At 47.4% G+C, this 19,285-nt stretch carries 21 protein-coding genes and 1 pseudogene; 1 reads left to right on the top strand and 21 read right to left on the bottom strand.

From position 1 onward, the window contains the following. Position 1 precedes the first annotated feature (1 nt). The 19 genes from ATH33_RS03510 to ATH33_RS03425 all read right to left on the bottom strand — a co-directional run bounded on the left by ATH33_RS03510 (position 2) and on the right by ATH33_RS03425 (position 15,295). Entirely contained in the window at positions 2–1,384 is a 1,383-nt protein-coding gene (locus tag ATH33_RS03510) for a tetratricopeptide repeat protein (RefSeq protein WP_121874054.1), read from the bottom strand. Between the two features lie 143 nt (positions 1,385–1,527). Next, entirely contained in the window at positions 1,528–1,911 is a 384-nt protein-coding gene (panD, locus tag ATH33_RS03505; protein WP_037995445.1) for an aspartate 1-decarboxylase, read from the bottom strand. 3 nt (positions 1,912–1,914) lie between these two features. Next, positions 1,915–2,766: a pantoate--beta-alanine ligase gene (gene panC, locus ATH33_RS03500; protein ID WP_121874053.1), complete on the bottom strand. Its 852-nt coding sequence runs from the start codon at positions 2,764–2,766 to the stop codon at positions 1,915–1,917. After that, a complete protein-coding gene (gene panB / locus ATH33_RS03495) occupies positions 2,763–3,626 on the bottom strand; it encodes a 3-methyl-2-oxobutanoate hydroxymethyltransferase (RefSeq protein WP_037995446.1) in 864 nt (287 codons plus the stop codon). Before panB ends, panC begins: the two co-directional genes overlap by 4 nt. A 293-nt stretch (positions 3,627–3,919) precedes the next feature. Beyond that, positions 3,920–5,104 (bottom strand): NupC/NupG family nucleoside CNT transporter, encoded by a 1,185-nt coding sequence (locus ATH33_RS03490; RefSeq protein WP_037995447.1) that lies wholly within the window; start codon positions 5,102–5,104, stop codon positions 3,920–3,922. A gap of 161 nt (positions 5,105–5,265) precedes the next feature. Continuing rightward, positions 5,266–5,433 (bottom strand): hypothetical protein, encoded by a 168-nt coding sequence (locus ATH33_RS13515; RefSeq protein WP_156097734.1) that lies wholly within the window; start codon positions 5,431–5,433, stop codon positions 5,266–5,268. Between the two features lie 19 nt (positions 5,434–5,452). Next, positions 5,453–5,965, bottom strand: coding sequence for a hypothetical protein (locus ATH33_RS03485; RefSeq protein WP_121874052.1), 513 nt, complete (start codon positions 5,963–5,965; stop codon positions 5,453–5,455). After that, complete coding sequence (locus ATH33_RS03480) at positions 5,962–6,615, bottom strand: hypothetical protein (RefSeq protein WP_121874051.1); 654 nt, start codon at positions 6,613–6,615, stop codon at positions 5,962–5,964. Before ATH33_RS03480 ends, ATH33_RS03485 begins: the two co-directional genes overlap by 4 nt. Beyond that, positions 6,612–7,145, bottom strand: a complete 534-nt coding sequence (locus ATH33_RS03475) for a hypothetical protein (protein WP_121874050.1) — start codon at positions 7,143–7,145, stop codon at positions 6,612–6,614. The genes ATH33_RS03480 and ATH33_RS03475 overlap by 4 nt, the downstream gene beginning before the upstream one ends. Before the next feature lie 2 nt (positions 7,146–7,147). Further along, a complete protein-coding gene (locus tag ATH33_RS03470; protein WP_037995453.1) occupies positions 7,148–7,651 on the bottom strand; it encodes a coiled-coil domain-containing protein in 504 nt (167 codons plus the stop codon). Between the two features lie 12 nt (positions 7,652–7,663). Then, positions 7,664–8,206 carry a hypothetical protein gene (locus tag ATH33_RS03465; protein WP_037995455.1) on the bottom strand — a complete coding sequence of 181 codons (543 nt, stop codon included), beginning with the start codon at positions 8,204–8,206 and terminating at the stop codon, positions 7,664–7,666. A 5-nt stretch (positions 8,207–8,211) separates the two neighbouring features. Next, positions 8,212–8,850: a TetR/AcrR family transcriptional regulator gene (locus ATH33_RS03460; RefSeq protein WP_062842980.1), complete on the bottom strand. Its 639-nt coding sequence runs from the start codon at positions 8,848–8,850 to the stop codon at positions 8,212–8,214. Positions 8,851–9,004: 154 nt separating this feature from the next. Then, positions 9,005–9,982 (bottom strand): biotin--[acetyl-CoA-carboxylase] ligase, encoded by a 978-nt coding sequence (locus ATH33_RS03455; RefSeq protein WP_037995459.1) that lies wholly within the window; start codon positions 9,980–9,982, stop codon positions 9,005–9,007. Continuing rightward, positions 9,960–11,195, bottom strand: a complete 1,236-nt coding sequence (locus tag ATH33_RS03450; protein WP_062842979.1) for a CCA tRNA nucleotidyltransferase — start codon at positions 11,193–11,195, stop codon at positions 9,960–9,962. The genes ATH33_RS03455 and ATH33_RS03450 overlap by 23 nt, the downstream gene beginning before the upstream one ends. Before the next feature lie 14 nt (positions 11,196–11,209). After that, positions 11,210–12,334 (bottom strand): N-acetyl-alpha-D-glucosaminyl L-malate synthase BshA, encoded by a 1,125-nt coding sequence (bshA, locus tag ATH33_RS03445; RefSeq protein WP_049720012.1) that lies wholly within the window; start codon positions 12,332–12,334, stop codon positions 11,210–11,212. An 18-nt stretch (positions 12,335–12,352) separates the two neighbouring features. After that, a complete protein-coding gene (bshB1, locus tag ATH33_RS03440; protein ID WP_037995464.1) occupies positions 12,353–13,054 on the bottom strand; it encodes a bacillithiol biosynthesis deacetylase BshB1 in 702 nt (233 codons plus the stop codon). Positions 13,055–13,115: 61 nt separating this feature from the next. Beyond that, on the bottom strand, positions 13,116–14,111 hold the full coding sequence (locus tag ATH33_RS03435) for a 1-aminocyclopropane-1-carboxylate deaminase/D-cysteine desulfhydrase (protein WP_062842978.1): 996 nt from the start codon (positions 14,109–14,111) through the stop codon (positions 13,116–13,118). An 18-nt stretch (positions 14,112–14,129) separates the two neighbouring features. Beyond that, a complete protein-coding gene (dapB, locus tag ATH33_RS03430) occupies positions 14,130–14,930 on the bottom strand; it encodes a 4-hydroxy-tetrahydrodipicolinate reductase (protein WP_049720010.1) in 801 nt (266 codons plus the stop codon). A 32-nt stretch (positions 14,931–14,962) separates the two neighbouring features. Further along, positions 14,963–15,295, bottom strand: a complete 333-nt coding sequence (locus ATH33_RS03425; protein ID WP_037995465.1) for a nucleotide pyrophosphohydrolase — start codon at positions 15,293–15,295, stop codon at positions 14,963–14,965. A 150-nt stretch (positions 15,296–15,445) separates the two neighbouring features. On the opposite strand from ATH33_RS03425, the gene ATH33_RS03420 reads away from it, so the two are divergent. Then, positions 15,446–16,336, top strand: a complete 891-nt coding sequence (locus ATH33_RS03420) for a YitT family protein (RefSeq protein WP_037995467.1) — start codon at positions 15,446–15,448, stop codon at positions 16,334–16,336. A gap of 578 nt (positions 16,337–16,914) precedes the next feature. On the opposite strand, the gene ATH33_RS03415 is transcribed toward ATH33_RS03420, so the two are convergent. Both ATH33_RS03415 and ATH33_RS03410 read right to left on the bottom strand, forming a co-directional pair. Further along, positions 16,915–18,138 (bottom strand): restriction endonuclease subunit S, encoded by a 1,224-nt coding sequence (locus ATH33_RS03415; RefSeq protein WP_049720008.1) that lies wholly within the window; start codon positions 18,136–18,138, stop codon positions 16,915–16,917. Continuing rightward, a pseudogene (locus tag ATH33_RS03410) lies at positions 18,135–19,163 on the bottom strand (HsdM family class I SAM-dependent methyltransferase); the annotation flags it as partial. The gene ATH33_RS03415 and the pseudogene ATH33_RS03410, both read right to left, overlap by 4 nt. Positions 19,164–19,285 lie beyond the last annotated feature (122 nt).

The following is a 19,285-nucleotide window of genomic DNA, read 5'->3' as shown; positions in this document are numbered from 1 at the left end:
TTCACACCTCATTTTTTAAGGATAATTGACTCCAGCAATCACGGGTGGCATCCGGATGACCTTCAATCAAATGGCAAATCCCTTCAAAAAACAACGGATCCTTCCAAGATGAAACCAACTTTTGAGCCTGGCGGAAATGTTGAATCGCTTCCTGGAGATCTCTTTTTTCCATCAAAGCCCGTCCTTTGTGATAATGCCCCATCGCCCGAATCGATGAATTCTCTTGTTTTAACAGCTTCTCGGCTAAATCGGCGGCTTCATTCACATTTCCGGTATGAATGGAAAGCCTGGAACGCACCGCCGTCCACACGGGTTCTTCCGCCACCTCATCCGGCAAGGCATTCAACGCTTTTTCCGCCCGGTGATGATCATGGACATCCATACACATCCAAACATAAGCCAACAACAATCCCGAGTGTTTCGGAAACAAGGTCAACCCTTTTTTGATCCAACTGAAAGCCTCATCTGATTTTCCGGTTAAAAAAAGATTCCATGCCATTCCATGATAGGCTCCCGGATGCTTCGGATGTTTCGCGGCCAAACGCCGATACCATTCCAAAGCTTTGTGCGGCAACCCCATTTCTTCATAATCATGAGCAATCGATTCCAACACATGCGGATGTTTGGTTTTTTCATAAGTTGCCAACCGCCAGAAAGAAACACTTCCCCATTCCTTGATCTCACGGTAGCAATGCGAAAGATAATACATGGACTCCCAATCATCCGGATTGGTCGACAAAGCCTGATAAAAACAAGGAATGGCCTCATGGTATTCCTTCAAACGATAGTGGCAAACCCCCATGTTGAACCAAGCGTCGCTGTGGTCCGACATGAGCTCCACCGCTTTTTTAAACTGACGGATTGCCGCGTGGTCATCCCCTTCCTTCACCGCAATACACCCCAGCATGTGGCGGGCAAAACCGGCAAACGCCTCATGCCTTGCCGTGTTGGATACCAATTGGAATTGACGGCTCGCTTCGGTAAACTTTCCTTCATGGAAAAGCGTCAGCCCGTAATAAATCCGGCCCAATAAAAAATCCGGTTCATCATCGATGACCTTTTTAAAAATATTTCCCGCCTCTTGAAACATCGTGAGTCCGTAATATCCCTGTCCCTGGCGAAACTGCCGCACTGCTGATTCGTTTAACCAAAACTCTTCTTCAAACTCCTCGACTGATGACGATAAACCGGGATATTTCTTCGTCAGTTCCGCCAATTGCTCTTCCACTTTTGCCCAAGCTTCCAACATTTCATCGCAAGACCGCTTGATTTCCATGAAACGCCGGCGCCATACCGGCCGCTTGGATGCCGGGCTTTGGGAATAATTTTTTTCAATCTCTTTGATCGCGGACTCCGCCCATTTCAGCCATTGTTGATGAACCATTTTTTCTCCTCCATCCACAACATCGTTTATGTTGTTAGCCTAACTCCGTGCTTCCTTTTCCATACCTTTTTTCACAAAAAAACTCCCGCCTCTTGGGTGCGGGAGTTTCAATTGAAGTTTTTAAAAACGGGATACGGCCCGGTTTACAAAATGACACCGTGAACCTCTTCCCCGATCAATTCCACAATCCGGTTGTTTTCATCCATGATGGCGATTTTCGGCTGATGTTTCCGTGCCTCTTCTTCTTTCAACATCACATAAGACATGATGATCACTTGATCTCCGGGTTGCACTTTGCGGGCAGCCGCTCCGTTTAAACAAATCACTCCGCTGCCTCTTTCTCCAGGAATCACATACGTCTCCAAACGGGCTCCGTTATTGTTGTTGACTACTTGGACTCTTTCATTGGGCAAAATGTCCACTTTCTCCAAAATTTCTTCATCAATCGTGATGCTGCCCACATAATTCAAATTGGCTTCCGTCACCGTGGCGCGGTGAATTTTCCCTTTCATCATGAACCGGAACATGTTTCACTCCCCCTTTCCTTCATACAAAAAGTTATCGATCAAACGCGTTTTTCCAAAGTGAACAGCCACCGCCACCAAGACCGTCGTGCGGTCCAACCGTTCCACCGGTTCCAATTTCGGATAACTCACCGCTTCCACATATTCGATGCGTGCCAGCGGCCGGGTTTCAATTTGTTCCGTAATAAACCGGATGGCATCGCGGGCTTCCACCAGTTTGCCTTTTTCTATCCGCTCTTTGGCTTGCTGTAAGGATTGGGAAATCACCAGCGCTTGTTCTCTTTCCTCCGGAGTCAGATAAACGTTTCGCGAACTCATGGCCAGGCCGTCTTCTTCACGGACGATCGGACAAGGGACAATCGTAACCGGAAAATGGAGATCCCGGACCATTTGTTCGATCACGGCCACTTGCTGGGCATCTTTTAAACCGAAATAAGCACGGTCCGGCTGAATGATATGAAACAGCTTGCTGACCACTGTGGCCACGCCTGCAAAATGACCGGGCCGGCTCTTTCCGCATAACCGTTCCGTAATTTGTTTCACATCCACTTGTGTCAGCGGAGCCTCCGGGTACATTTCCTTGACATCCGGATGAAAGATGAAGTCCACTCCGGCTTTTTCAGCCAGTCCGGCATCCCGGTCAAGATCCCGCGGATACCGGTCATAGTCTTCATTGGGGCCAAACTGCAAAGGGTTGACAAAAATGGACAGGACCACCACATCGTTTTCCTTCCTTGCCCGTTCCACCAGACTGAGATGGCCTTGATGCAAAAAGCCCATGGTCGGCACAAAGCCGATCGTTCCGGTTTGCTTTTTTAATTCCTTTCGCATTTCAGCGACCGTTTGGATGATTTTCATTGGTCTGTTTCTCCTTCACTGGATCCGTATAATTCATGAATCAGTTCATCTTTTAAGTGAGTGACATGGTTCTCCGCCGGGAAGCTTCTCTCTTTCACCTCTTGCACATAGTCTGCAATCCCTTTGCGGATGACTTTCCCGGCATCTTGATAAACCTTGACAAAGGATGGCCGGAAGTCGCCGGCCATGGCCAACAAATCATGATACACCAAAACCTGGCCGTCGCAATGGCGTCCTGCACCGATCCCGATCACGGGAATCCCCACCTTTTTGGTCACCAGTTCCGCCAATTCTTCCGGAACACATTCCAACACGATTGCAAATGCTCCGGCTTCTTCCAACCGTTGCGCCGCATCAAGCAAACGTCTCGCCGCAGGCAAATCTTTTCCCTGGATCAAATACCCGCCCAATTGATTCACGGATTGGGGGGTCAAACCGAGATGCCCCATCACGGGAATCCCTGCCATGGTTAAATTATTGACCTTGTCAACAATTTCGATGCCGCCTTCCATTTTCACCCCGTAAGCCAGTCCTTCCTGCATCAGGCGGGCTGCGCTTTTCAACACTTCCCCTTCCGGCAAATGGGCGGTTGCAAACGGCAAATCAGCAATGACCATTGCTTTTTTGGCTCCCCGGGTCACCGCTTTGGTATGATGCAACATATCATCCAGCGTCACGGGGATGGTCGAATCATAGCCCAAAACGACCATTCCCAAGGAATCGCCCACCAGCAAAATATCGGCTCCCGCTTCCTCCGCCAGACGCGCAGAAGGATAATCATAGGCTGTAATCATGGCGATCGGCTCTTGCTTTTGCTTCATGCCGAGCAACGTTCGTTTGGTCACTTTTTTTCCCGTCATCAAAACTCCCTCCCAAATTTGGGCCCTTGGGCGAGAGAAAAAACGCCTTTTATTCGTCATCCACCCGAGACGAAAAAAGGCGCAGGTATCCGTTACCTTTCTGTCCCCGTCCCAATGGCTCGAAGCAGATTCATAAACTCAAATATTGACCTTTTGAAAAAAAACAGGAAAACGATAGTGCAACTCTTCCACAGATGTTGCCTATCTCTTTTAACGTATCGGATCTTCCTCCTGAATGCAATATTTTCATGAAAAAACCCAGCGAAAAAATCCGCTGGGCAAGGTTTTTCGTTTTAAATAAACAATCCGGTCATTGCCGCCGTCAGGAAGCTGGCCAGGGAGGCGCCGAATAATAATTTCAATCCGAAACCGGCCACCACCGGCATTTGTTTTTCAGAGATCGCTTTAAAGGTTCCGGCAATGATGCCAATGGAACTGAAGTTGGCAAAACTCACCAAATAAGTGGACACCACGGCAACCGTCTTTTCGCTTAATTTGGGAGTCAATTCTTGGAATTGCAACATGGCAACGAATTCGTTCAAAATGATTTTGGTTCCCATCACACCGCCGGCCGTCACCGCTTCAGACACCGGAACACCGGAAATCACGGCAAACGGCATCAGGATATACCCCAAAATGTTTGGCAAGGTCAATCCGGTCAAGTTGGTGGTTACAAAGTTGATTCCTTCCATCAGTGCGATAAATGCGATCAACATCCCGGAGATGATGGCCACCAGCTTTATGCCGTCGGATGCCCCTTCCCCGATCACTTCAAACAACCCGCGGCGCCGGTCGTTGGAAATTTGGATCACATCTTTTTCACTGTCCACCTGCACCGGCATCAATATGCAGGCAATAATCAGCGCACTGAACATATTGAGCGGCAATGCCACCAGTACATAGGTCGGAGGCAAAATGGTCATATACGCTCCGATAATCGTCGAACTGACCGATCCCATCGCAGAGGCACAAAGCATATACAGCCGCTCGCGTTTCAATCCGTCCAGATGAGTGCGGATCGCCAGCAACGCTTCACTTTGTCCAAAAAAGATGGAGCTGACAGCATTAAAACTTTCCAATTTCGGAAGCCCGGTGATTTTGGAAACCACAGCCCCCACAACCCGGATCACCCAGGGCAAAATCCCGATCCAAGTCAGAACGGCCATAAATGCCGAGAAGAAAACAATGGGCAACAACACATCAATGACAAAGACTGTATCCACACCTTCCGGCTTTAATCCGCCCACCACAAAGTCGATCCCGGCATGGGCAAAATCGACCAGCTTTAAAATCCCGGCAGAAACGCCGTTAATGATGATGGCCCCGATCTGAGTGCTCAACATCCCCCAGGTCACAATCACCTGAAGAACCAACATAATACCGATGGCTTTGTAGTTGATTGCTTTTTTGTTTTCTGAAAACAACCATGCCACGCCCATCACGATAAAGATACCTATGATGCCTATATAGTCCATCATCGCGTTCTTCATTCCTTTCGGTTTTATGAAGCCAAAAATAACATTATCATTAAAGCAAATTTAACTAAACAAGTAAACCCTTTCAATAATATTTGAAATGAATGTTTCTTATATAACCATAAAAAAACCCGGATTTTAATAGGAATCCGGGTCCTTTGTGGTTAAAACAACAAACTGATTCCAGTTATTGCAAGATAAATCAGGTTGATGAAAATCAGCCTCCACAACCACTGAATCATCGGACGCTGCCGGATGACAGCATAGATTGCCATCGCTGCACAACCCACGGTTCCCAAAATATCCACCAAATATAGCATACTGAAAAACATGCCGGAAACTCCTTCGTGATCAAGGCAATAAACCAAGCCATGCCAGTTTTTTATTTAATTGATTTAATTCTTGAATCGATTGACGAGTAAGTTTGGATAAGTCCAATAAACTTCGATTCTCACGGTTTGACTGTTCGGAAATGGTTTGGCTCAACTGCTTGATTTCTTTGTTTTGAGAGGAAATTTCCCCTAATCCTTCATATACATTTTTGGTATATTCGTTCAATTCATCCAAGCCGGTGATAATCTTTTGTTCACTGGCATTCACCCGCCCGATTTTCTCATTCATATGATTCAGGCGCTTTTTCGTATCCGACAATTGTTGATTCATCTCTTGCATCACGGCGGCCGTTTGTGAAAGCGGGGCCAAATGCCGGTTTGTCTGTTCTGTCAACGCTCTGGAGCGGGAAATATTTTGGTAAACTTCTTCCATCACCAGGTTCGTATTTTTTTGGTTTACAATTTGTTGATAGGTACCGGCTCCAAATAAGATCAACAATACCACATTAGCGATCAGCCATGGTATCCTCATGTGACTCCCCCCCCTGTCGTCTGACCGGATCCGGAACCACTCAGGCCGATCTTTCTTTTGAGATCATCCAGCCATTCAACAATCCGCCGGATGAAACGCAAATTGTCATACGATTTGTTTAATTCCACCATCAAATCATCCATCAGCGGGTGAAGTTGCTGACTGTTTTTCCCGATGTCTCCGGTGACGGCTGCAACATTGCCCAAATCCCCGATCACTTGCTCCATCTGTCCGGATATTTCGTTTGTTCTTGCGGAAACTTGCCCCGTCAAGGCGGAGGTTTCCTTTTGCCGGATCAAGATTTCCTCCATCTTGTCGCGGGCGGATATATTTCCCTGCAATTGCGATTCAAGCTCCGAACGGATGCCTTGGTTGATCCGGATTTGTTGATCCGCCAATGTCAATTGCCGATCCAACACCCCCAAAGACTGCCCCGCTTGTTTGACCTGATCCTCCAAAGCTTCGGTCTCATCAATCATGCGGTCTGTCAATCCCACCAGATCTTTGGTGATTTGAAAAATGTTATACTTGGATAACGAAGTAAGCAATACATGGTCGCTGAATCCGCTTAAAAACGGCATGCTCAAAAGAACCAACAAAAGTCCGATCAATCCTGTCTTCACATGGTGCCGGTTCCATGATTTTTTCATTGTTCTTTCCCCCTGAGCGGAGGGATGAAATCCGTCTTGTAATTCATTTCTTCCAAATTTTTGTTGATTTCTTTTTGTGTCGATACCATATTGGCAAGTGACTGGCGGATTTTCTGATTGCTTTCTGCCATGGACTGCAAATACCCGGCACTGTTGGCAAGAGATGTCTTGATCCCGTTTAAGCCGGCCGTGGTGGCATTGGTCTCTTTTCCGATCCATTCAACATGATCCGCAATCGACGCCACCACTTGATCTAATTGGATCAACTCCCCCTCCAATTCCCCTGTATTGTTTTGAATTTTCGTGATTTTATGTTGCAACTGATTTGTTTTTTGCTTGATGACAGCAATCGTTTCCAATTGTTTATTCATTTGCTCAGACTTTGCCGCCGATTGATCCAGCGTTTCTTTCAGTTTTTTGGAATCGCTGGCAATGCGATCCTGAAGCCCCAATTGCAGCCAAGTGTTTCCGGCAAGCACAATCAGCAAAACACAAGTTAATGCGGATAAACCCAATGATGATTTACTCATGCTCATTTCACTCCCGGAATTTTCCCGTTTAAGGATTCCGTCGACTCATTCAACCGCTTCATATGCTCCTGATCTTTTTGCGTCGTTTTGGATAATTGGCCCAATAATTGATCCAACTTTTTCAAATGCGGTTCCATCTCTGCCAGCGTTTGATTCACTTTTTCGATCTCTTTGCCGGTGTTGATGGAAGATTGGTAAGTTTGACGGTTCAAATCCAAACTTCCACTGATGTAATGGACCACTTCAGACAAAGAATCTAACGTTTTTCCCGTTTGTTGGATGGTTCCGTTCAAATCACCGTCCAATTGATCCAGCGTTTGAGTCATCCGGGTTAATTCCTCATTCTTTTGAATGATGTTTCCCTGCACCTGATTCAATTGTTGAACCGCTTTCAAATTTTTGTCCAAGCTGCTCTGGATCTTTTTCATCTGTTGGGTCATGGTGACACCGTTGATCAACAAAGCCGTCAGGCACAAGATCCCGAGCACTTGAATAATCCTCAGCATTTTCTCCCTCCTTTAAGGCAGAGAGTTTTTCACTTGTTCGGCCATCTCGGCAGCTTGTCCCAACTTTTTCTCCAATAACTCATTTTGCTGCAAGACTTCATTCAGATTGGCCTCGGTTTGTTCCGTGATTTTCTTCAATTGGCCCGCTTGCGTTGCCTGTTTTCCCCCGCTTTTGGAAATGGTGTCCATCTGCTTGGCCAACCGCTGGCTGAGACTGTGCAAGTTTTGGCTCAACGGGACTTGCTGGCCGGTAACCACCCGGATTTGATTCAGCTGTTCCACCTGGGCGCCGGCCAACTCTCCCACCCGGGCCAACTTTTGATTCACTTCTTTTGTTTTTCCCGATTGCTCTTCCAGCTTTCGGATCCCCTGAATGATCCCTTGATTTACATTGCCGAGTTGCTCTGTTCTTTCATGGATTTTGGCAAGGGTTCCACTTAAATCAAAGTCTTCAAACGATATCTCGGACCACGGGACTTTGATGGCGGCGGCCCAACCTCCCCCGGCAAGGATCACAGCTGCAATCAAGCCGGAAACCACCCGCTTTTTCTGCAACCCTTTTACACCCCCTTTCCCGATTCTTCCCGCAAAATCTTGCTCAGCATTTTTTCCAAAATGGTTGCGATGTGATCCACGTCCGGCTGTTTATCTGACAACAGAGATTGGATCACCACTTGATGAATCGCCCCCACCATGGCATTGGAGATAATCCATTTCTCATTTTCTGTTTTAAGCATCATTAATTCCCTTTGGAAAATACCAGCAAAAAATCGCATCATCTCTTCACGTTTTTCCTGCAACTCCGGGACAAATCCGATGATATCGATCAAAAGCAGCTTGGCCAGCTCCTGATATGTCAGACACATCCCGATATATTCCCTGATCGCCTGATAAGTCCGTTTTGCCGTTGTCGGGGGATAATCACGCAATTTCTTTTCCACGCGCCGGACCACTGCGCCTGAAACCAGATCGAAAAGATGGCTCAACACCGCTTTTTTATTGGGATAATGCTTGTAAAAGGTGGATTTGGATGCATGAGCCAATGCGACAATGTCACTCACCGTCGTGGCAACATAACCCCGTTTCGAAAGCGCTTTCGCAGCTGCCGACAAAATCCGCGCCTGCTGCTCTTTGAGACACACTTCCGTTTGAAAAAAACGGTCAATCGGCGATAATTCCTGCCCTTTGATTTCCGCCAAACGCTCCCCCCTCCAAACAGTACGTTGTCGTACTATTTAGATATATTATAATATAAAGTATATTATTAATAAATATAATAGGCAAACATTATAAAGATTTTATGCCAAAAAATAAAAAACGGACAGACGAGTTTTTTCTCGTCTTGTCCGTTTTTTATTGCCATTCGATCTCCGCGGAATAAACCGGAACAACACCGGAAGAAGTCCGGATCAGCAATGCCCCTTGTTCATTCAAGTGTTCTGCCAAACCGGTGATGGTGCTTTGCGTGGAACGGGCCGTGATCACTTGCCCCAGCATCCCCGCTTTTTCTTCCCATTTTTTTCGAATGGGGGAAAAACCTTGTTGCAAATAAAGGAAATACGTTTGTTCCAGTTCTTTTAACAATGCCGCCACCAAAGAAGCGCGGTGGATTTTGCGACCCGTCTCCATGGCTAGCGACGTTCCGACATTCGCCAGTTCTTCCGGAAAATCTTTGGCTTCTGTGTTGACATTCATTCCAATCCCCATAATGACATAGTGGATCCGGTCGTGTTCCCCCCGGATTTCTGTCAAAATCCCGCACACTTTTTTTCCTTGCACCAAAATATCATTGGGCCATTTTATTTTTGTCGGCAAATTCGTTTCTTTCGAAATGGCCTCCTGAACCCCCACCGACGCCAGCAGGGTTAATTGGGACGCCTCCGCCAACGAAATGGGAGGGCGCAAAATCAGGCTCATCCAGATCCCCGACCTTGGTGGAGAATGCCAGGCTTTTCCCATCCTTCCACGCCCGTTCACCTGTTCCTCCGCGATTACGACGGCCCCTTCGGGAGCCCCGTCTTTTGCCCATTGATGAGCAATGTTTTGCGTGGAAGGCGTGGATTCGACATATCGGATTTCACACCCCAACCGCTCCGTCTGCAAATGGGGATAAATCTCTTCGGGAGCAACCCGGTCGGGGCGGTACCTTAACCGGTAGCCTTGTCGGGGTTTGGCCTCAATTTCATAGCCTTGTTTCCTCAGCTCTTCAATCTGTTTCCAAACGGCTGCGCGACTGCATCCGATCCGGCGGCTCAGTTCTTCACCTGACAAGGATTCGTCCGGATTCTCGACGAATAAGCGAACAATTTCATTTCTGATGGAGCGCTCCAATTTTACACCCTTCCTTCAGCAAAATTTCTTTCTCATTGGGAAGTTTTCCAAGTGCCACTTGTTCCATAAGAACCTGCAGGACTTTACCAATCCACGGGCCTTTTTCCCATCCGCAGTGCCGGACGAAATCCCGGCCGCTTACCTTCAACTCCCGGGCTTGATGAATCTTCAGGCCGTTCCACCACTGTACAAGCTGTGAATCAGAAGGAATCCGCCGTGTGTCGGGGCCGGTCAGTTTGGCCAGATTTGCCGCGTTGGCCACAATCTCCGGCCCTTCTGCCAGCAAGAGACGGCACCAGTCTTCCCGGCTCATGGAATCAACCGGATCTTTCCACTGGGAAGCCAGCGAAAAACAAGCCGATATTTCTTTATTCTCCTTTTTGGAAAGCTTTAACTGGCGGAGCCGTTCCGCCAACTGATCCCGGCGGGTGCCGCATAAATGGAGCAGATACGCCCATCTCACCGTCCGGCTTTTCATCTGATCAATCCGTGGCGTTGCCTTCACCGCCTCATCCGGGAGATCCCACCGGCGAAAAGGAGGGAGGAAATGGATCAGGCGTGTTAGAAACAGAAGACGGAATCCTTGAGACACGGTATCGGCATCAAACATTTTGTTGAGTTCCGAAGTCACCCTTTCGACCGACAAATAGCTTCCCTTGTCCCGGTGCCGGCAGATGCCTTCTTCTGTCGCCGGATCCAAAACAAACCGGAATTGGTTGGCAAAGCGAATCGCCCTCAGCATCCGGAGTGCATCTTCCTGAAAACGTTCCGACGGATCGCCCACCGTGCGTATGATTCCTTCATCCAGATCTTTCCGCCCGCCAAAGTAGTCGATGATGCGGCCGTTTCGGTCCTTGGCCATGGCATTCATCGTAAAGTCCCGGCGTTTCAAATCCTCCTTCAACGATTGCACAAACTCCACTTTTTCCGGTTGCCGGTGATTAGAATATTTTCCATCGGTTCGGAACGTTGTCACCTCAACCGGGACTTTCTGTTCCACCACCATCACCGTTCCATGCCGGATTCCGGTCGGGATCACTTTTTCAAAGATCTCCATCACTTGTTCAGGCCGGGCATCAGTCGTTACATCATAATCTTGGGGAATCTTTCCCAAGCATTCGTCCCTGACGCATCCGCCAACCAAATAAGCTTGATAACCCGCTTGTTCCAGTTTCTCCATCACATGAAGCGCCGCCATTTTTCGATGGTCCATGGAAGATCACCAACTCACCCGTTAATCACCCGACGATAAATTTCTTCATATTGTTCAACGATCTTCATCCCGCTGAACACCGTTCTTGCTCTTTGCAGGCCCGCTTTTGCAAACGAATCATGCATCTCGGGATCCTGCAACAATTGAACGGCATAACCAGCCATTTCATCCACCGCGCCTACCGGGGACAAAAAACCGGTTTTCCCGTGTTCAACAACCTCCGGGATTCCTCCCGCATCAGATGCAACGGCCGGAACCCCGCAAGCCATGGCCTCCAGAATCACCAGACCAAAACTTTCCTTGGCAGAGGGAAGAAGCACCAAATCGGCCAGGGATATCAGCCGGGACACTTCATCCTGTTTTCCCAAAAAGATGACCCTGTCTTCCATCCCCCATTGTTTCACCTGATCAATCACCCGTGGAAGCTCGGGTCCTTCGCCCACCATCAACAACCGGGCCGGCACGGATTCACTCACCTTGCGGAAGATCTCAATCACATCCATCGGCCTTTTGACGGGACGAAAATTGGAGATGTGAAGCAACAGCTTTTCATCCGGATCCACATACTTTTTCCGAAGGTCGGAAACATCCCGCGGATAATACACCCTTGTATCAACAAAGTTGTAAATGCAGTCAATCCTCTTTTCGTAATCCTGACAAAAAAGGGATTTCGTTTGTTTGGCAAGATCCTCCGATACCGCCGTCACCGCATCACTCTGCCGGATTCCGAAACAAATAATGTCCCTCAGCGATGGATCTTCCCCCAACACGGTGATGTCGGTTCCGTGCAGGGTGGTGACGACCTTCAAATTTTCCCCCACCATTTGTTTGGCCAACACGGCGGCTATGGCATGCGGGACGGCATAATGAACATGGAGCAAGTCCAAATCATATGTTTTCGCCACTTGTGCCATCCGGCTGGCGAGCGACAAATCATAGGGCGGATACTTAAAAACCGCATACCGGTTGGCCTCAACCCCGTGATACCGGATATTTTGGTGAAAGTTTCCCAACCGGAAAGGCATGTCATATGTAATAAAGTGAATATCATGCCCTTTTTCGGCCAATAGTTTGCCCAGTTCGGTGGCTACCACGCCAGATCCCCCGTGTGACGGATAACAAGTAATCCCGATTCGCATCCAAATCCTCCTTCATCTTTAAAGAAAATCTTTTTTTACCGGATGAGGACTCACCAATCCTTCCCCATAGCGTGCACCGATTTGTTGCCCCCATAACTGATCCCGGCCTTGAATCATAGCCAAATATGCGGGCTGGTTCAGCGGGGTTTGAACCTGTCCTTCCCCGGGGGAAAACTGGCTGCGGTAGGCAAGCAAGGCTTGCTTTTTTAACTCGTAAACATCCGAAACGTCCACAACCACATCCGCTTCACCCATGTGATTAATAAAATAATAATAAACTTGCTCCACACGATGGGCTCCCTCGCCGCCAGGCGTTTCTTTCTTCCGGATGGCTGCGTCAAACACCGCTTCTGTGACCATTTTGCTGCACTGAACGTGATCCGGATGCCGGTCTTTCCAATAGGGGGCGAGCACCACACGGGGACGGAGCTTGCGGATCACCTGCGTCATTTTTGACAATTGTTCCTTGCTGCCGGTCAGCCCCCGGTCCGGGAAGCCCAGATAAATGCTTTTTTCCACTCCCAGGATCGCCTCGGCTTTCTTCGCTTCTTGTTTGCGAAGCTCCACCGTCCCGTTGGAAGAAAGCTCGGCATCCGTCAAATGACAAAAAGCAACAGAATAGCCGTTTTTTGTATGTTTTGCCACCAAGGCGCCCGCCCCGATTTCAATATCATCAGGATGAGCGCCAAATGCTAAAATATCAACGGTTGTAGTATTCACTTCACACCCTCTTTTCCTGTCTCATTTTTTAAAAGTTCCCTGCTTGGTTTGGTGCTTGAAATCACGCTTCATCCTGTGAAAGGGAAGAAGCGTGGGTAAAGACAGCCGGAGTTCCGCCGGTGTGCCAAAATAACACGTGTTTATCCTTTAACAGCCCCTTCCGGGACCGGTCAATCAATCCCGACAGGGCTTTTCCCGTATAAACCGGATCGGCCATGATGCCTTCCAAACGCGCAAGCAGACGAATGGCTTCATTGCCGTCTTTGGACGGGACCCCGTATTTTTTCCCGATGTATTGATCAAACAATTTCAAAGCATCCATGGAAACCGACTGGTCATGACCCACCCATGACAACAATTGGGAAGTGAAATTCTGAATCTCTTGATATAAAGTCTCTTTCGATTCCCAAACGCTGATTCCCATCAATTTCGTTTTTTGCGGATATAAATGAATCCCGGCCAGCAATCCGGCAATCGTCCCGCCGGAACCGGCTGCCACATAAATTTCATCAAAAGGAGGAAGCTGTTTCTTTTCCCGCTGTTCCTCCAGCTCTCTCCAAGCGCGAAGGTAGCCGTAATCTCCGACCGGAGTCGATCCGCCGACCGGAATGGTGTAAGGTTTTTTCCCTTCTTTTTCGGCTTCGGCCGCTTTCTCTTTCATCGCCTGATACAAATTTTTTGATCCATAAACCCCTGTTGTGAACATGGTCGCTCCCATAATATGATTCAGCAGCAAGTTTCCTTGCCGCATCCCCATATGGCGACCGGCAAAACATAACCAGGTCTCCATGCCGGCCTTATTGGCAACCGCAGCCGTCAGCCGGGCATGATTGGATTGGGGGCTGCCTCCGGTGATCACCAGATCACACCCCTTGGCCAAAGCATCCCCGATCAAATATTCCAATTTCCTGAGTTTATTTCCCCCAAACATCAGTCCCGTCAAATCATCCCGTTTGATCCATAAACTTTTCAACCCCAAGTGCTCTGCGAGACGAGGCAACGGTTCAAGCGGAGTAAAACCATCCAGGATTACAAAATGATTCATCGGATGAGGCACGGTTCCATTCTCCTTTGATCACAACTCCAAGATATTTTCCAAACCGTAGACCAGCTTGTCCAACGTCATCACTTTTTCAATCGCCAATTTCACGCCCGGCATGAACGATTCCCGGTCGAAAGAGTCATGCCTTACCGTCAGCAATTGCCCATCGCCGCCAAACATCACTTCCTGGTGAGCGACCAATCCGGGCAACCGGACACTGTGAATCCGGAAACCGCCGACATAAGCGCCCCGGGCCCCTTCGAGCAACTCTTTTTCTTCCGGATGTCCTTGTTTTAATTCAACCCGGCTTCTCTGAATCATCTCGGCTGTTTTGACCGCCGTTCCCGAGGGGGCGTCCAGTTTCCGGTCATGATGGGATTCCACAATTTCCACATGGGGTAAATATTTCGCCGCTTTTTGCGCAAAAACCATCATCAATACAGCACCAATGGCAAAATTGGGAGCAATGATCGCACCCACCCCGGTTTGTTCACTCATTTCCCGGAGGGATTTTATATCCGATTCAGACAACCCGCTGGTTCCCACCACCGGACGAACGCCCGCCTCCATGGCGAGTTCCATATTTTCTTTCACCACTTCCGGTGTCGTAAAGTCCACCAATACATCCGCCCGGGTTTTACTGATGGCTTCGAGTGTGGAGGAAACAAAGGAGACCCCCAACGGCCCGATTCCAATCACTTCTCCGACATCCTTTCCCGCGTGGGTTCGGGATGTGGCTCCGACCAGTTCCAAGTCTTCGGTTTTTGTTAACATCTTCACAACTTCCCGTCCCATTCTTCCGCTTGCTCCGGCTACGATGACTCGAATCTTCATGGTGTTTCGTCTCCTCTTCTCCCTTGATGTTTTTATTTGTCTTCAATCCGCGTCCAACGGTCGGCATCCCGCGTTTGGTATTTGTCCATCACTTTTTGGTAAGCCTCTTCCAAATCGATGTCCAACGAGTTGGCAAAACAAGTAATGATAAACAAAAGATCCCCCAACTCATTTTCAATCGAATTTTCTTCCTCCTCCGGCTTTTTGGGTTTTTCGCCGTAGCGGTGATTCACTTCCCGCGCCAGCTCCCCCACTTCTTCCGTGAGGCGGGCCAGCATGGATAACGGATGAAAATATCCTTCCTTAAACTGACCGATATATTGATCAACCTCTTTTTGGAGGTCATTGATCGTTTTGCCTGCCATTGCTTCACCCTCCTGCTCCATACTCATGTTAACGTAAAATACTGTACAAACTCAATCTCCTTCATTATACCGATCTTTTTCAAGCATTGAACCTGGAAATCAGGGCATGTATAATATATCGGAAATGATCCTTTGACAAGGAGAATCCAAATGAAAAAAAACAAAATTCTTTTACATATTTCCAAGATCGTGATCCTTTTGACCGGTTCACTGATTTTTGCCATGGGGATCAACTATTTTGCCATCCCCAGCAATTTGGCTGAAGGAGGATTTACCGGGATCAGCCTGCTTCTGTTTTATTTGTTCGGCTTTTCGCCCGGTCTGGTGATCCTGCTTTTAAATATACCTCTTCTCTTTGTCGGATACAAAGTATTTGGAAAACAATCCTTTATTTATACGATCCTTGGGATCGCCTCTTCCTCCTTTTTCTTGGAAATCACCAAAAACATTGTCACATGGTTCGGTCCCCCGCCGGAAGACACCTTATTGTGCACTTTGTATACCGGAGTGTTGGTGGGAATCGGCCTGGGGCTCATTTTCCGGACCGGCGGCACGACCGGCGGCGTGGATATTATCGCCCGGCTTGTAAACAAATTTTACGGCTGGAGCATCGGCCGCACCATGTTGATGTTTGATTTCGGCGTCATTCTCTCATCTGTCTTTATTATCGGGCTGGACATGGCCATGTACACGTTGGTTTCCGTTTTTATCAGCGCACGGGTCATCGACTTTGTCATTGAAGGTTTAAACGCATCCAAAGCCGTCACCATCGTGTCCAACCGCCCTCAGGAATTGGCCGGCACCATTGTCAAAAAGATGGATCGCGGCGTCACCATTTTGACCGGACGCGGCGGATACACCGGGAAAACGCGCGAGGTTTTGTATGTGGTGGTTGGCCGCAACGAACTGCCCAAACTGAAACAAATCGTCCATCAAATCGATCCGCAAGCTTTTGTCGTTGTCGGCGATGCCAGAGATGTTCTGGGCGAAGGATTCAGTTATGAAAAAACCATCGCTTACAGCAATCACCATCGGCCCTGAACCGGAAAGCCCTTGAAACAGGGGTTTTCCGGTTCTTTTTTGTTTTTCCTTTCCCATGCACTCCTGTTTGTCGGTGTTTGGAAGGGTTTGTTTGTTTTACAAACTTGTTTACATTATAATCAACGGGTTTGATCGTTTTCTTTGCCCGCGTCACTAAATCCCATTATCTTGACATCTGTGTTTTTGACAAAAACTGATTGCTTTCTACGAATAAAAATAAGAAGCGCCCAAAACCATGATTCCATTCCCTAAATCAAAAGAGCTGCCCGGTTGGAAGGCAGCTCTTTGATTTACTCAATCGATTTCGATTACCTTTGAAATTTCTAAAATTATTAATAATTTAATTCTCTTACAACCCCAGTAGTCCAAAATAACTCTTTGGAAACTGGATTTTATTTTATTATTGTTAATCTTTTAATTGACCTTGAATATTAATAATACCCCATCTTTCCTTTTCCAATCCATACCCCTCTCGAGGTTAGCAGGTGGGAGCAATCCGCTTCTACCTCTACTTCGTCACTTGCCTTTATTGATAAAAAAGCTGGGAAGTTCCCAGCTTTACGGAAAGAATTATATGATCAGTTAAATTCAAGTTCTTGTTGGACATTTTTTTCTTGATTTTTGGTAGTTGGTTTAATTTGTTTCAGCAGCGTTTCTTTCAGGAGCTCAATAGCACTTTCCTCTCCAGGGTTATTTGTGCCAAGTTCACCACGAAAGGCTTTAAGAAGAATTGATTGTTTTAACTGATTTAATTTCTCTTCTAAACCAATCAACTGCTTGGCTTCATGTTTTTTGTCCAACAGGGATTCGACTCGTCGGACAATTTCTTTTTGTTCTGGGAGAGGTGGTAAAGGAAATGGTAATTTATTTAATTTAGCAACTTGTATCCCTTTTACAGTTGAACCTGTTGACAAAGACTCAATTAATGACATGTTTAAAGTAAAATACATCCATAAGAAGAAAGGCAAAATCTCTATTTTTGGCCTTACTATCTTCAAATCTTGATTTATAGCTGTTTGTATCTGCGTAATGGTACTCTTTCCTGGGGACATTCTCGTGACGAGTAATACTTCACCTGGATTAGCAACTGAAGATGTGCTATTATCTAATCCATCTTTTGTTATAGAATCAAATGTTTTACTTAGATAAATATTTTTTATATCTTTAACAGTTGCCCAAGGAATATTTCCATTCCAAAACCTTTGTTCATTCTTTGATGGTGTACCTCCCCCAATAAAACTAACAACTTTATCCAACCTCACCCACACCCAATTCTCTGGCAATTCATACGGTGGATCAATTAGCGGGAGTTCCTTATCTCTCTTCTTGCCTTTTTTATTTGTTCCCAATTTTTCTCTTTCTTCGCGAATCCGTTCTAACAGTATATCTGCTGGTTCGACATCCGGATTTTCTTCACGCCATTTCTTGGTCAATTCTCCGCGAAAGGCTTTTGCAAGGATAGCAGCCCGCCGATTGGCAAAGGTTTCTTTCGCTTCTTCAATTAACTGCTTGGCTTCATTGATTTTGTCCAACAGGGATTCAACACGTTGGACAATTCTTTTTTGTTCCGGAAGGGGTGGGAGGGGAATAGGATATTCGATAACATCCTTTGATTTAAAAATCTCATCAGCGTATTTACTTGGTTCAATACTTTTTTGACTTAGTTTATTGTCGTTTAAGGATTTCAATCTCACCCACACCCAATTATCCGGCACCGGGTAAGGCTGCTCCTCCTCTGGCACCAACGCTTCCTCCAGCAACTCCTCTAACGTCTTTCCCTTTTTCCCCTGCTTCTTACTCACTTGCATCCCCCCTCGGTCACTTTCAATTCGTGAACGACTTCATTTAAAAGCGCGATGGCCTGTTCCAGCTTGGCGATGGCTTCTTCGGCAGATTCAATGGGATCGGGCAGATTCTCATAGTCGGAAAGAGATTTGTCTGCGATTAAGCCTAAGTCCAGCGTATCTCCTTTGGCGGCGATTTCTTCACGGGTATAGCAGGACCAGCGTGGGTCGTCCACTTGATGGCGGTCTTCGGCGGTGTATGCTTCAATAAAATCTGCAAAATGCTCTTCGGTGAGCGGGTTGCGTTTGCCGAAGCTGGGCATGTTGGTGCGCAAGTCGTAGAACCAGACTTCTTTCGTGTTCCCGTGATCAGTCACACCCCGGGTAAAAAAGAGAACGTTGGTTTTAACACCCTGAGCATAGAAAATCCCCGTAGGCAGACGCAAAATGGTGTGCAGGTTGCATTTGTCCATCAAATCGGCCCGCACTTTGCGGCCATCACCGTCCTGGAAGAGAACATTATCGGGTAAGACGACAGCTGCACGGGCTTTGCCATTGGGTTTTAAGGCCCGGTAAATATGTTGCAAAAAGTTGAGCTGTTTGTTTTTCGTAGGGTAGGTCAGGTCATCCCGGGTGGGGCGCTCCCCCCCTTTTTTGGTTCCGAACGGCGGATTGGACAGGATCACATCCATGTTCATCATTTCTTTTCCCAAGTTGGAAAGGGAGTCCCCCAGTAAAATATTGCTTTTCAGGCCGTGCAACATGGCGTTCATCAAAGCCAGCCGGTGGGTATCCAACACCAGTTCACAACCGCTGAACTGCTCGTTGATGAAAAATTCCGCTTCCTGCTGAGTCATTTCAAACGTGTCTTTAATTTTCTCCACATGTTGGGCAGCAGCGATCATAAAGCCAAAAGTTCCTGCTGCAGGGTCATTGCAACGCTCCATCGGCTGGGGATCGATCAGTTTGACCATTACATTGACCAGCGGTCGAGGGGTAAAGTACTGACCTGCTCCCGATTTTTTCTCGCTGGCGTTTTTCTCTCCTTACCTACTTGACGATCACTTTCGCTAACTCTATTCTCTCCTCGGTATCATAACTTTTTGCCATCTCCTAAAAAAACACTTTTCCATACCCTGTTTTCCCATCAAACCGAAAGTCATAA

Source organism: Thermoactinomyces vulgaris, from assembly GCF_003688725.1.
Lineage (GTDB): Bacteria > Bacillota > Bacilli > Thermoactinomycetales > Thermoactinomycetaceae > Thermoactinomyces > Thermoactinomyces vulgaris.
This window is presented reverse-complemented; position numbering and strand designations above follow the sequence as displayed.

Bases quoted from the DNA above. Each gene is read 5' to 3' on its own strand.
- ATH33_RS03510 (WP_121874054.1), bottom strand. From the start codon at position 1,384: ATGGTTCATCAACAATGGCTGAAATGGGCGGAGTCCGCGATCAAAGAG.
- panD (WP_037995445.1), bottom strand. From the start codon at position 1,911: ATGTTCCGGTTCATGATGAAAGGGAAAATTCACCGCGCCACGGTGACG.
- panC (WP_121874053.1), bottom strand. From the start codon at position 2,766: ATGAAAATCATCCAAACGGTCGCTGAAATGCGAAAGGAATTAAAAAAG.
- panB (WP_037995446.1), bottom strand. From the start codon at position 3,626: ATGACGGGAAAAAAAGTGACCAAACGAACGTTGCTCGGCATGAAGCAA.
- ATH33_RS03490 (WP_037995447.1), bottom strand. From the start codon at position 5,104: ATGATGGACTATATAGGCATCATAGGTATCTTTATCGTGATGGGCGTG.
- ATH33_RS13515 (WP_156097734.1), bottom strand. From the start codon at position 5,433: ATGTTTTTCAGTATGCTATATTTGGTGGATATTTTGGGAACCGTGGGT.
- ATH33_RS03485 (WP_121874052.1), bottom strand. From the start codon at position 5,965: ATGAGGATACCATGGCTGATCGCTAATGTGGTATTGTTGATCTTATTT.
- ATH33_RS03480 (WP_121874051.1), bottom strand. From the start codon at position 6,615: ATGAAAAAATCATGGAACCGGCACCATGTGAAGACAGGATTGATCGGA.
- ATH33_RS03475 (WP_121874050.1), bottom strand. From the start codon at position 7,145: ATGAGTAAATCATCATTGGGTTTATCCGCATTAACTTGTGTTTTGCTG.
- ATH33_RS03470 (WP_037995453.1), bottom strand. From the start codon at position 7,651: ATGCTGAGGATTATTCAAGTGCTCGGGATCTTGTGCCTGACGGCTTTG.
- ATH33_RS03450 (WP_062842979.1), bottom strand. From the start codon at position 11,195: ATGGACCATCGAAAAATGGCGGCGCTTCATGTGATGGAGAAACTGGAA.
- bshA (WP_049720012.1), bottom strand. From the start codon at position 12,334: ATGCGAATCGGGATTACTTGTTATCCGTCACACGGGGGATCTGGCGTG.
- dapB (WP_049720010.1), bottom strand. From the start codon at position 14,930: ATGAAGATTCGAGTCATCGTAGCCGGAGCAAGCGGAAGAATGGGACGG.
- ATH33_RS03425 (WP_037995465.1), bottom strand. From the start codon at position 15,295: ATGGCAGGCAAAACGATCAATGACCTCCAAAAAGAGGTTGATCAATAT.
- ATH33_RS03420 (WP_037995467.1), top strand. From the start codon at position 15,446: ATGAAAAAAAACAAAATTCTTTTACATATTTCCAAGATCGTGATCCTT.